The sequence below is a fragment of the Plantibacter sp. RU18 genome, assembly GCF_050613355.1.
In the GTDB taxonomy this organism is placed as follows: domain Bacteria; phylum Actinomycetota; class Actinomycetes; order Actinomycetales; family Microbacteriaceae; genus Plantibacter.
Window position 1 is genome coordinate 1915326 of the sequence record NZ_CP159618.1, and the last position, 12289, is coordinate 1927614.

General features: G+C 66.5%; 13 protein-coding genes. 12 read left to right on the forward strand and 1 reads right to left on the reverse strand.

The window, feature by feature from the left end; all coding sequences use genetic code 11:
* A complete protein-coding gene (locus ABMA10_RS09225) occupies nucleotides 1-639 on the reverse strand; it encodes an HAD-IA family hydrolase (RefSeq protein WP_347868355.1) in 639 nt (212 codons plus the stop codon).
* A gap of 135 nt (nucleotides 640-774) precedes the next feature.
* Here ABMA10_RS09225 and ABMA10_RS09230 point away from each other — a divergent pair, with 135 nt between their 5' ends.
* From ABMA10_RS09230 to atpA, 12 genes are all read left to right on the forward strand, one after another.
* Nucleotides 775-1560, forward strand: coding sequence for a glycosyltransferase family 2 protein (locus ABMA10_RS09230; RefSeq protein WP_347868354.1), 786 nt, complete (start codon nucleotides 775-777; stop codon nucleotides 1558-1560).
* Nucleotides 1557-2534, forward strand: a complete 978-nt coding sequence (locus ABMA10_RS09235; RefSeq protein ID WP_347868353.1) for an NAD-dependent epimerase/dehydratase family protein — start codon at nucleotides 1557-1559, stop codon at nucleotides 2532-2534. Before ABMA10_RS09230 ends, ABMA10_RS09235 begins: the two co-directional genes overlap by 4 nt.
* A 12-nt stretch (nucleotides 2535-2546) precedes the next feature.
* Complete coding sequence (locus ABMA10_RS09240) at nucleotides 2547-4367, forward strand: polysaccharide biosynthesis protein (protein ID WP_347868352.1); 1821 nt, start codon at nucleotides 2547-2549, stop codon at nucleotides 4365-4367.
* On the forward strand, nucleotides 4364-5350 hold the full coding sequence (locus ABMA10_RS09245; protein ID WP_431031445.1) for a UDP-phosphate glycosyltransferase: 987 nt from the start codon (nucleotides 4364-4366) through the stop codon (nucleotides 5348-5350). Before ABMA10_RS09240 ends, ABMA10_RS09245 begins: the two co-directional genes overlap by 4 nt.
* Before the next feature lie 92 nt (nucleotides 5351-5442).
* The gene (locus tag ABMA10_RS09250; RefSeq protein ID WP_347868350.1) at nucleotides 5443-6108 is read left to right on the forward strand and encodes an L-threonylcarbamoyladenylate synthase; all 666 of its coding nucleotides are present in this window, start codon (nucleotides 5443-5445) and stop codon (nucleotides 6106-6108) included.
* Nucleotides 6108-7364, forward strand: coding sequence for an MraY family glycosyltransferase (locus tag ABMA10_RS09255; protein WP_347868349.1), 1257 nt, complete (start codon nucleotides 6108-6110; stop codon nucleotides 7362-7364). The genes ABMA10_RS09250 and ABMA10_RS09255 overlap by 1 nt, the downstream gene beginning before the upstream one ends.
* Nucleotides 7361-7843 (forward strand): hypothetical protein, encoded by a 483-nt coding sequence (locus ABMA10_RS09260; RefSeq protein ID WP_347868348.1) that lies wholly within the window; start codon nucleotides 7361-7363, stop codon nucleotides 7841-7843. The genes ABMA10_RS09255 and ABMA10_RS09260 overlap by 4 nt, the downstream gene beginning before the upstream one ends.
* A 270-nt stretch (nucleotides 7844-8113) precedes the next feature.
* Nucleotides 8114-8893, forward strand: coding sequence for a F0F1 ATP synthase subunit A (atpB, locus tag ABMA10_RS09265; RefSeq protein WP_414693660.1), 780 nt, complete (start codon nucleotides 8114-8116; stop codon nucleotides 8891-8893).
* A gap of 46 nt (nucleotides 8894-8939) precedes the next feature.
* The gene (atpE, locus tag ABMA10_RS09270) at nucleotides 8940-9173 is read left to right on the forward strand and encodes an ATP synthase F0 subunit C (RefSeq protein WP_347868346.1); all 234 of its coding nucleotides are present in this window, start codon (nucleotides 8940-8942) and stop codon (nucleotides 9171-9173) included.
* 30 nt (nucleotides 9174-9203) lie between these two features.
* Nucleotides 9204-9752: a F0F1 ATP synthase subunit B gene (locus tag ABMA10_RS09275; protein WP_347868345.1), complete on the forward strand. Its 549-nt coding sequence runs from the start codon at nucleotides 9204-9206 to the stop codon at nucleotides 9750-9752.
* Nucleotides 9752-10549, forward strand: coding sequence for a F0F1 ATP synthase subunit delta (locus ABMA10_RS09280; protein WP_347868344.1), 798 nt, complete (start codon nucleotides 9752-9754; stop codon nucleotides 10547-10549). Before ABMA10_RS09275 ends, ABMA10_RS09280 begins: the two co-directional genes overlap by 1 nt.
* Before the next feature lie 110 nt (nucleotides 10550-10659).
* A complete protein-coding gene (gene atpA, locus ABMA10_RS09285; RefSeq protein WP_347868343.1) occupies nucleotides 10660-12288 on the forward strand; it encodes a F0F1 ATP synthase subunit alpha in 1629 nt (542 codons plus the stop codon).
* Nucleotide 12289 lies beyond the last annotated feature (1 nt).

A 12289-nucleotide genomic window follows, 5' to 3' on the forward strand; every position in this document is an offset into this window, starting at 1 on the left:
TCACGCCGTGGCCGCGACGAAGGCGTCGATCGCCGCGTCGAGCCCGGCGATGTCGAAGACGCCCGCGGTGTCCTTCGTGAGATGGAAGGCGTGCATGCCGACCGCGCGGGCGCCGTCACAGTTCGCGGCGGAGTCGTCGATGAGGATCGAGTTGCCGGGCGCGACGCCGTAGCGACTGAGCGCACGGGTGTACACCCGTGGCTCGGGCTTCTCGGCGCCGAGGACAGCCGAGACGAGGTCGTTCTCACCGAGGACCGAGGCCGCCTCCGGGGCGAGGGTCGTGAACGAGTCGCGGAACGGGATCGGGTTGTTCGACAGGAGCGACACGGTGCCGAGGGAGGACGCCCGCACCAGCGTCGCGATGGCACCGGGGATCGGGCTCATCGCGGCTGCCCGCGCTTCTCGCCATTCGTCGAGCGAGAGCGGATAGCCGGTGACCTCGGCGAACGCGGCCAGATAGTCGTCGCTCGTCGGATACTCACCGATGTTCGCGGCCTCCTCGTGCCCGCCGACCCACCAGAGCTTCGCCAGTCGGTATTGACTGACGCCCGTGAGGCGGGAGAGGGCTGGAAGCCGCTTCCGGAAGTCGTAGTCATAGAGGGTCTTGTCACAGTCGAAGAAGAACACACGCTCAGTCACCCCTCCAGTATGCCGCCGCCTCCTCCCAGCCCTCGCCCGAGCAGCACGTAGACTGACGGGGCGCAGCAGACGGAGGTCTGCGCGCGCTCGGTGGTGCCGTCCCGCCGCCGGAGAGGTGCAGCAGTGGATCGTCCCTTGACCGGGTGCATCGTCATGTACCAGAACGATCGCGCGAAACTGCGGGCCGCCATCGATTCCACGCTCGCGAGTGAGCTCGTCGAGACGCTGTACCTCGTCGACAACTCACCGACCGACGAGCTCCGCGACCTCGCGGACGACCCGCGCATCGAATACCTCCACAACCCCGCCAACCCGGGCTTCGGAGCCGCGCACAACATCGCCATCGCCAAGGTCTTCGGACGATCGAAGTTCCACATGGTGATCAACCCAGACGTCTACTTCGAGCCTTCGGCGATCGAGGAACTGTATGAGTTCATGCTCGACCACCCTGAGGTCGGCCATGTCATGCCGAGGGTCCTGTACCCGGACGGCTCGCTCCAGTACCTCGTGAAACGGAACCCGTCGGTCTTCGACCTGTTCGCCCGTCGTTTCCTCCCCGGCCCGCTCCAGAAGCTCTTCGCGAAGCGCATGGCCGCCTACGAGTACCGCGACATCGATGTGAACCCCGCACACGACTACAGCAAGACCATGTTCGACGTGCCCTACCTCTCGGGGTGCTTCATGTTCCTGCGCACCTCGACCCTCCATAGGGTCGGATACTTCGACGAGCGCATCTTCATGTACATCGAGGATGCGGACCTCACCAGGCGTTTCCTGCAGGTGTCGCGGACCGCCTACTACCCGGGCGCGACGATCTACCACCACTTCGCGAAGGGTTCGCATCAGAACCGGAAGCTCATGTGGTACTCGATCCAGGGTGCCTTCGTGTACTTCCGCACGTGGGGTTGGTTCGGCCGATGAGCCGCGTGCTCGTCACCGGTGCGACCGGCTTGATCGGGACGAACCTCGTACCCGTCCTCGAGGCGGCAGGCCACGACGTCCTGCCGTTCTCGCTGCGCGGCTGGACGGGGGAGGCCTTCCCCGAGGGGATCGACGCCGTCGTGAACCTGGCCGGGAAGGCCCACGACCTCGACGGCACCGCATCGCCGGACGTCTACCGTCGGATCAACACGGATCTCGCCGAACGCGTCTACGCGGCATTCCTCGACTCCTCCGCCACGACGTTCGTGCAGCTGAGCAGCGTGGCCGCCGTCAACGAGGAGTCGGTCGACGGCACGCTCGACGAGAGCGCTGAGCCGCACCCGGTGACGCCCTACGGGAAGTCGAAGCTCGCTGCCGAGCGGCTGTTGCTGGCGGTCGAGCCTCCGGCCGGCCGGCGAGTGGTCATCCTGCGCCCGACGATGGTCCACGGACCCGGCGACAAGGGCAACCTACGTCTGCTGTTCGGCATGCTCTCCCGCGGCATCCCGTACCCCCTCGACGCGTACGCGAACGAGCGGAGCTTCGTGTCCATCGGCAACCTCGCCTGGACGGTCACGAGTGTGATCGAGACGCCGACGATCCCGACGGGGATCTATCTCGTCGCTGATGACGAGCCCGTCTCGACCGGTCATCTCGTCACCCTCATCGCCGAGGTGACCGGCCGACCGGTGCGTCGGCTCGCCATCCCGCGTCCGGTCGTCCGTGCGGTCGCGCGACTCGGCGATCACGTCCCGTTGGTGCCGCTGAACAGTCGGCGGCTCGCGAAGCTCACCGAGGACTACCGTGTGTCGGGCGCGCGTCTGCTCGCCGCTCTCGGCCGCGACAGGATGCCGATCGCGACCGACGACGGGCTCCGATCGTCCATCGCGGCGCTGGCGGCCGAGCGCGGCACGAGCGGCGGTTCCGCCGACGCGCAGCCGGCCCGCAGGTTACCCGAAGCCGACGATCGGTAGGATTGACAGGTTATGACCCCCACTCTCCCCGACGCCCCCCGTAGGTGGACGCAGGCGCCAGGACCTCGCTTCGCAGCCAAGACCGCGCTCGACGCACTGTGCTGGGTGTTCGCGATCGTCGTCGCCCAGCTGGTGCGCTTCGAGCTCGACTACGAGCGAGTCTCGCTGCGCGGCACCATCGCGCTCTGCATCATCGCCGTGGTCGCGCAGCTCATCGTCGCGTACATCTGGTCCTACTATCACGGGCTCCACAGCTTCGGCAGTTTCTACGAAGCCAAGCAGCTCATCATCGTCGCGCTCATCGTCACGGCGATCCTCATCGCCGTGAACGCGATCTTCGGTGTCGCCTGGGGTGTTCCACGGTCCACGACCGTGATCGCATTCCCCTTCGCCATCGTCTTCATGGGCATCATCAGGTACGTGAAGCGCTTGTTCGTCGACAGTCGCAGTCGTCCGATCGAGGCGCAGCGCGTCCTCGTCTACGGCGCCGGCGCCCTCGGGATGTCGATCATCCCGCGACTGATGCGCGACCCGCAGTCGCCCTACCTCCCGGTCGGCGTCATCGACGACGATCCCGGCAAGAAGAACTTCCGCATCGCCTCCGTGGCCGTCCTCGGCACGGGGGCAGACCTCGTCGCCGCTGTGAGGAAGACGGGTGCCCAGGCGCTGATCATCAGCATCGCGGACGTCGACAACGACTTCGTCCGCCAGGTGAGCGAACGTGCGGACGAGGCGAAGCTGCGGGTCCTCGTGGTGCCCACGATCGACGAGATGCTCGCACCGGACAAGGGCGAGAGCGCCCCGAGCCTGCGCGATCTCAACGTGGAGGACTTCATCGGCCGCAACCCGGTCGACCTGCAGGTCGAGAGCATCGCCGGGTACCTCACCGGCAAGCGCGTCCTGGTCACGGGTGCCGGCGGCTCCATCGGCTCGGAACTCGCCCGCCAGGTCAACCAGTTCGGTCCGGCGGAGCTCGTGCTCCTCGACCGCGACGAGACGGGCCTCCACACCACCCAGCTGTCGATCTCCGGCCATGGCCTGCTCGACACGAAGGAGGTCGTCCTCGCCGACATCCGCGACTACCCCTCCCTCCTCGAGGTCTTCGAGGACCGCAGACCCGACGTCGTCTTCCATGCCGCTGCACTCAAGCACGCTCCCATGCTCGAGCAGTACCCGGACGAGGCCTGGAAGAACAACGTGCTGGGGTCGTTGAACGTCCTGAACGCGGCTCGCGCCGTCGGCGTCGGAACCTTCGTGAACATCTCGACCGACAAGGCCGCCAACCCCACCACCGTGCTCGGCTACAGCAAGCGCATCGCCGAGAAGCTCACCGCATGGATGAGCGCTCAAGAACCCGACTCGCGCTACCTCTCCGTCCGGTTCGGCAACGTGATCGGCAGCCGAGGTTCCGCGATCCCGGGCTTCACCGCGCAGATCGAGGCCGGTGGCCCGGTGACGGTCACGCACCCCGATGTCACCCGTTTCTTCATGACGATCCCCGAGGCGTCGAAGCTGGTCATCCAGGCCGGCGCGATCGGCGACCCCGGAGAGGTCCTCATCCTCGACATGGGCCGTCCGGTACGCATCCTCGATGTCGCCAAGCGCATGATCGCCGTCAGCGGCAAGGACGTCGAGATCGTGTTCACCGGGCTCCGACAGGGGGAGAAGCTCCACGAGGTCCTCATCGACACCGATGAGATCGCGGACCGCTCCAAGCATCCGAAGGTCTCGCACACCAAGATCCAACCGCTGGACCCGGCCTCACTCGACATCGCGGTATGGCGCGACACGATCTCGGCCGACGGCCCGAGCGCACACCACCTGGTGCAATGACGACAGCCCTGCTCGCCGGAGTCATCGCACTGGTCGTGAGTCTGGCCTCGCAGCTCGTGATCCGGCCGATCCTCATCCACCGCTCGATCGTCGACACGCCGAACCATCGCTCCATGCACGTCACGCCGACGATCCGTGGCGGTGGCATCGGCGTCGCCGTCGCCGTCGCCGCCGGTCTCGGCACCGCGGCGGTCCTCCTGCACAGCCTGCCGCTCTGGATCGTCGCTGCGGTCGCCGTCCTGAACGCCGCGATCGGCGCGGTCGAGGACGTGGCCGGGCTGCCCGTCCGGGTGCGCTTCGGTCTCCAGGTCGTGCTCGGTCTCGTCGCAACCTGGGTCCTCGTCGTGTCGATGGATGCGACGTTCTGGTGGATTCCGCTCGGGATCGTCGCGCTCGTGGCCTACACGAACATCGCCAACTTCATGGACGGCCTGAACGGCATCTCCTCCATGCACGGCACGATCGTCGGCGGATTCTACGCTGCGCTCGGGGCGGCCGCGGGGCTGCCAGGGGTCACTGCTGCAGGTCTGGTCGTCGCGTCCGCCTTCCTCGGGTTCCTGCCCTGGAACCTCGCCAAGCGGCGGATGTTCCTGGGCGACGTCGGCAGTTACCTCCTCGGCGGTTCACTGGTCGCGGTGGCGATCTACGCCGCGTTCAGCGGCATCTCCTTCGTTGCGCTCATCGGGCCCGTCCTCGTGTACGTCGCCGACACCGGGACGACGATTCTCGCGCGCTGGAGGCGCGGGGAGGCGCTCCACGAAGCCCACCGCAGCCACGTCTACCAGCGCCTCGCGGCCGCAGGTCTCGGGCATCTCGGTGCCACCGCTGTCGTCAGCGTGTCCACCGTCATCACGGGTCTGCTCGGGGTCGTGGTCGCGACGGCCGCCCTGCCGCTGCAGATCCTCGCTGTGATCGGCATCGTGGTGGTCCTCGCCTGCTACCTCCTGTCGCCTCGGCTGCTCGCCACGGCCTCGCGACTATGATTGAGCGTCGTCACCCAGCTCCTCCAGTTCACCCAGCTCATCCGGCCGACTGATCACCGATCGACGGCCCCGCCGCAACGAAGGATCCCCACATGCCGCAGACCTTCGACTGCCAGGATCACTCACAGCTCCTCGCCGGGATGCGTCTGGCCAGGACGGCGCTCTCGCGTGGGGAACTCGTCGTGCTCCCCACCGACACGGTGTACGGCCTCGCCGCCGACGCGTTCTCGCCCGCAGCCGTCCAACGGCTGCTCGACGCGAAGGGGCGCACTCGCCAGTCGCCTCCGCCGGTGCTCGTCTCCGGTGTCAACACCCTCGCCGCGCTCGCCGCGACGGTCCCCGACGCGGTGCACAAGCTGGTCGAGGAGTTCTGGCCGGGTGGGCTCACGATCGTCCTCGAAGCTCAGCAGTCGCTCGCCTGGGACCTCGGCGAGACCGCAGGGACGGTGGCGCTCCGGATGCCGTCGAACCCGATCGCGCTCGAGCTCCTGCAGGAGACCGGACCGCTCGCGGTCTCCTCGGCGAATCTGACGGGCAGGCCGGCGGCCACGACGGCTGCCGCAGCGCTCGACATGCTCGGTGACTCCGTTGCCGTCTACCTCGACGGTGGCGCGAGCGGCGAAGAATCGTCGACGATCATCGACGCCACCCGTCTCGGCACCGCGGACGAACGCATCATCGTCCTCCGAGAGGGTGCGATCTCGCGCGAGGCGATCAGGGGAGTGGTGGGCGAGCTGCTCGCCGATCCGATCGGCTGATGAACCAGTTCTCCGGCTACCTCATCGTGCTCGCCGTGAGCGCGGGCATCACCTTCGGCTTCGCGCATCTCGCGCGCCGGGTCGGGGTGAAGTACGGCATCCACCCGCCGATCAGGGAGCGTGACGTCCATCAGACGCCGACGCCTCGTCTCGGTGGGGTCGCGATGTTCATCGGCATCCTCATCGCCTTCGGGGTGGCGTGGCAGCTGCCGTTCTTCGCCCTCGTGTTCGCCGACCCGGAACCGGTCCTCGCAATCCTCGGAGCGGCCCTCTTCATCGTCGCCATCGGGGTCGCCGACGACCTCTGGGACCTCGACTGGATGATCAAACTGGCTGCTCAGTTCATGGCGGCCGGCCTCGTCGCCTGGCTGGGGGTGCAGATCTACTCGCTCCCGATCGGCGGTCTCACGGTCGGGTCCTCCTGGGTGTCGTTCACGATGACCGTCTTCGCGATCGTCCTCGTCATGAACGCGATCAACTTCGTCGACGGACTCGACGGTCTGGTCGCCGGCGTGGCCATCATCGCGAACACCGTCTTCTTCATCTACACCCAGCTGCTCGTCACCTCGACGGGCGCGAGTGACTACTTCAACCTCGCCTCGCTGATCGCCGCGATCCTCGTCGGGGCATGCGTCGGGTTCCTGCCGCTCAACTGGCATCCCGCGCGGCTGTTCATGGGAGATGCCGGTGCGCTGCTGGTCGGGTTGCTCATGGCGACCTCAGCCGCCGCTGTGACCGGCCAGGTCGATCCGGCGGCACTCGGACGGACGCAGCTGCTGCCGGCGTTCATCCCGATCCTGCTGCCCTTCGCGATCCTGATCGTGCCGCTCGCCGACTTCGTCCTCGCGGTGCTCCGCCGGCTCCGCGCGGGGAAGTCGCCGTTCAGCGCCGACCGCATGCACCTGCACCACCGCCTGCTCGACCTCGGTCACAGCCAGATTCACGCCGTGCTCATCTTCTACGGTTGGACCGTGATCATCTCGGTGGGTTGTCTGTTGTTCTTCGCCGTACCAACGTGGCTCGCGATCCTCTTCGTCTCGGTCGGCGTGGTCGTCTGCACGGTGGTCACCCTCCTGCCGCTCGGCCGCCGTCGCCGCGCCGACCGCCTGGCTCAGCGGGTGGACGCCGACGCCCCGGGTTCTCCCGGCTCCGCGCTGTACGATCGGCTGGACGCGGCCTCCGGGCGACGCGACCCCGAGGCGCCCGTGTCGGGCGCGACCCTCGACTCCCTCGCCAAGAAGGACCAGCAACCATGACCTCCAACGCCAAGTCCGGCTCCCAGATGAGTTCGAACGCGGTCTTCCGCGCGGCACTCAAGTACAGCGCGCTCCTCGCGCTCGTGATCGCCGTCGTCGGGGGAGTGATCGGCTGGAGCGTCGACGGTTCCCGCGGACTCACGAGTGCGCTGATCGGTACGGCGATGGCGCTCGTGTTCCTCGGCATCACCTCGGTCAGCATCCTTTTCGCGAACCGCTGGGCGGGTCAGGACTTCTTCGTCGGCATCCTCTTCGGTGTGGTGATGGGGAGCTGGTTGCTGAAGTTCGTGATCTTCCTCGTGCTCGGCTTCATCCTGAAGGATCAGCCCTGGGTGAATGCGCCGATGCTCTTCGGCAGCGTCATCGTCGGGGTCATCGGCTCCCTCGTCATCGATGCGATCGTCGCAGCGAAGGTACGGGTCCCGTACGTCTCGGACGATGTGCTGCCGACGGCACCGGTCGAGGACGACCCGCGCTGACCCGTCGGTTCGGTCGAGCAGTACGCATGCCGCCAGGGGCATTCGTATGTGTTCGGCCTGAATACGCGGGAATATAGCCGCCGAATGCAGCCCCCAGGTTCGTCACGGCCAGGTTTCCTTGCTAGACTGGTCAACGAATCCTCCCACTAACACTACTTCGGCGTGCGTGGAGGAGACATCCCCCCTGTTCGTCGCCGCGAGAGCTCTGCTCCACGCCCCCGAAACTGGAGATACGTGCTGTTCGCTAACGCTGTGCACTTGATCGCACCGATGGCCGCCGAAGATGGCGAGTTCCACGGTCCGTCGATCGACGAGTTCTTCCCTGACATCATCTTCTTCGAAGGCACGCCCTTCGCGATCAACCGGGTCATGTTGATCCGGTTCGTCGCGGTCATCGCGCTCCTCCTCTTCTTCTGGCTGTCGACCCGGAAGATGCGTCTCGTCCCCGGACGCGCGCAGAGTCTCGCCGAGATGGGCCTGGGCTTCGTCCGGGTCAACATCGCCGAAGACCTCCTCGGCAAGAAGGACGGCAAGCGGTTCCTGCCTATCCTCACCACCATCTTCTTCATGGTGCTGGCGATGAACCTGACCGGCATCATCCCGTTCTTGAACCTGGCCGGCACCTCGGTCATCGGAGTGCCACTGGTGCTCGCACTGGTGTCCTACATCACGTTCATCTACGCCGGTATCAAGAAGAGCCCGGGCAAGTTCTTCAAGAACTCCCTCTTCCCCTCCGGTGTGCCGTGGCCCGTGTACATCATCGTGACGCCGATCGAGCTCATCTCGACCTTCGTCATCCGTCCGCTCACGCTGACCCTCCGACTCCTCATGAACATGATCGTCGGTCACCTGCTCCTGGTGCTGTTCTTCGCCGCGACGCAGTTCTTCATCGTGAACCTCGGCGGCTGGTTCGCGCTCATGGGTGTCGGCACGCTGGCCTTCGGCCTCGTCTTCACCCTCTTCGAGCTCCTGGTCGCTGTCCTCCAGGCCTACGTCTTCACCCTCCTCACCGCGGTCTACATCCAGCTCGCGGTCGCAGAAGAGCACTAATCGAGCCCGGCACCCGCCAGGTCTCACCCAACGGAAGGAAACAAACGTGGACGCAACTACCGTTCTCGCCGCCCTTGACGGAAACATCGCGACGGTCGGTTACGGTCTCGCAGCCATCGGCCCCGCAATCGGTGTGGGTATCGTCGTCGGCAAGACGATCGAAGGCACCGCGCGTCAGCCCGAGCTGGGTGGCCGTCTCCAGGTCCTCATGTGGATCGGTATCGCCTTCACCGAGGCGCTCGCCTTCATCGGCATCGCGACCTACTTCATCTTCGTCTAAGCCCCCTTTCACAACTCCGAAGGAGGCAAGATGTCTCACGCAGTGATTGCAGCTGCTGAAGAGGCGACGAAGAACCCGCTGATCCCCGAGTGGTACGACATCATTTGGTCAGCGGTCGTCTTCGTCATCATCCTCGGTTTCTTCTGGTTCCTGATTCTCCCGAAGGTGCAGAAGCTCCTCGACGACCGCGCGGCGGCCATCGAGGGCAACATCGCCAAAGCAGATGAAGCCCAGAAGCAGGCCGAGGCAGCGCTCGAGCAGTACAACGCTCAGCTCGCTGAAGCGCGTCAGGAAGCCGGTCGTATCCGCGAACAGGCTCGTGTGGACGGTCAGACGATCCTCGCAGAGCTCAAGGAGCAGGCCACGGTCGAGGCGGCTCGCGTCACCGCGAGTGCCCAGGCCCAGATCGAGGCAGAGCGTCAGGCGGCCGTCGTGTCGTTGCGTGCCGAGGTCGGCACGCTCGCACTCGACCTCGCCAGTGGCGTGATCGGTGAGACGCTCAACGACGACGCGAAGGCCACGGCTGTCGTCGACCGGTTCCTCGCGGACCTCGAAGCGTCGGAGAAGGCAGCCAAGTAATGGGAAGCGCGACCAGAGAAGCACTCGCCTCGTCGAAGGAGGCCCTCGTCGCCCTCGGCGCCGGGGCCGATCTGGCCACCGCGGACGGTCTGTTCGCAGCGGGCCGGGCCATCGGCGGCTCGAGCCACCTGAGCTCCGCACTCAGCGACCCCGCGGCCGACGTCGACGCCAAGCGCGCCGTCGTCGACCGCATCTTCGCCGGCCAGGTGAACGCCCAGGCGCTCACCATCCTGCAGGCCGTCGTGGCCGGCAGATGGTCCAGCGAGGACGACCTGCTCGCCGGGATCGAGGAGCTCGGCCTCCGGGCCGCTTCGATCTCCGCCGGTGCGCAGGGCGACATCGAGGCTGAACTGTTCGAGTTCGGCAAGGTCGTCTCCAGCAACCACGAGCTCGAACTCGCGCTCGGCAGCAAGCTCGGTTCATCCGGTGCGAAGGGAGCCCTCGCCGCTTCCCTGCTCGCCGGCAAGGCCAGCGCGCAGACCGTCAGCATCGTCGGTCAGCTGGTGCAGCAGCCTCGCGGTCGCCGCATCGGAGAGCTCCTGCGATACGCGTCGGGCATCGTCGCCGACCAGCAGGGTCTCGCGGTCGCGACGGTGACGGCTGCAGCACCCATCGAAGCGTCGCAGCTCCAGCGCCTCGAGCGCCACCTCGCCACGGCCTACGGCCGTCAGGTGAAGATCAACCAGGTGATCGACCCCGCCGTCGTCGGCGGGCTGCGCGTGCAGCTCGGGGATGACGTCATCGACGGCAGCCTCGCTGCCCGACTGAACGACCTCCGACTGCAACTCGCCGGATAACCGGTTCGCGCAGCGCGGGGACCGGCCCGACGGTCTCCACAACTCAAGACGTTGATCCTGACGGATCGCACCTCTCGGAACCCCCGGGTTCCACAACCAAAAGGAACATGATGGCAGAACTCACGATCAGCCCAGACGAGATCCGGGATGCTCTCAAGGACTTCGTCAAGGCCTACGAGCCCGGCACGGCCGCGGCCACCGAGGTCGGACGCGTGATCGACGCCGCAGACGGCATCGCGCACGTCGAGGGCCTCCCGGGCGCCATGGCGAACGAGCTCCTCCGCTTCGCGAACGGCACGCTCGGCCTCGCGTTGAACCTCGACGAGCACGAGATCGGCGTCGTCGTCCTCGGCGAGTTCGACGAGATCGTCGAAGGCATGGACGTCACCCGCACGGGCGAGGTTCTCTCCGTCCCGGTCGGCGACGGCTACCTCGGACGTGTCGTCGACACGCTCGGCAACCCGATCGACGGTCTCGGCGACATCGCCAGCGTCGGACGCCGTGCCCTCGAGCTCCAGGCTCCGGGCGTCATGCAGCGCAAGTCCGTGCACGAGCCCCTGCAGACCGGCATCAAGGCGATCGACGCCATGATCCCGGTCGGCCGCGGACAGCGACAGCTGATCATCGGCGACCGCCAGACCGGCAAGACCGCGATCGCGATTGACACCATCATCAACCAGAAGGCCAACTGGGAGTCCGGCGACACGAACAAGCAGGTCCGCTGCATCTACGTCGCCATCGGCCAGAAGGGCTCCACCATCGCGTCCGTCAAGGGCGCGCTGGAAGAGGCCGGCGCACTCGAGTACACGACGATCGTCGCCTCGCCTGCGTCCGACCCGGCCGGCTTCAAGTACCTGGCTCCGTACACCGGTTCGGCCATCGGCCAGCACTGGATGTACGAGGGTAAGCACGTCCTGATCATCTTCGACGACCTGTCGAAGCAGGCTGAGGCGTACCGCGCCGTGTCGCTGCTGCTGCGCCGTCCGCCGGGACGCGAGGCCTACCCGGGTGACGTCTTCTACCTGCACTCCCGTCTGCTGGAGCGTTGCGCGAAGCTGTCCGACGAGCTCGGTGCCGGTTCGATGACGGGTCTCCCGATCATCGAGACCAAGGCGAACGACGTCTCGGCGTACATCCCCACGAACGTGATCTCGATCACGGACGGTCAGATCTTCCTGCAGTCCGACCTCTTCAACTCCAACCAGCGCCCCGCGGTCGACGTCGGTATCTCCGTCTCGCGAGTCGGTGGCGACGCGCAGGTCAAGAGCATCAAGAAGGTCTCCGGAACGCTGAAGCTGGAGCTCGCCCAGTACCGCTCGCTCGAGGCGTTCGCCATGTTCGCCTCAGACCTCGACGCAGCCAGCCGTCGTCAGCTCGCACGAGGGGCTCGCCTCACCGAGCTGCTCAAGCAGCCGCAGTACTCGCCGTACCCCGTCGAGGAGCAGGTCGTCTCGATCTGGGCCGGAACCAAGGGCAAGTTGGACGATGTCCCGGTCGAGGACGTGCTGCGTTTCGAGCGCGAACTGCTCGACTACCTGGGTCGCAACACCGAGGTCCTCACCACCCTGCGCGACACGAACGTGCTGGACGACGACACCGTCTCGAAGCTCGAGACCGCCGTCGACCAGTTCAAGCTCGAGTTCCAGACGGGCGAGGGCGCTGCCCTCGGCTCCGAGCAGGTCGAGGAGCTCCCGGTTGAAGACGTCAACCAGGAGAAGATCGTGAAGGGTCGCCGCTAGT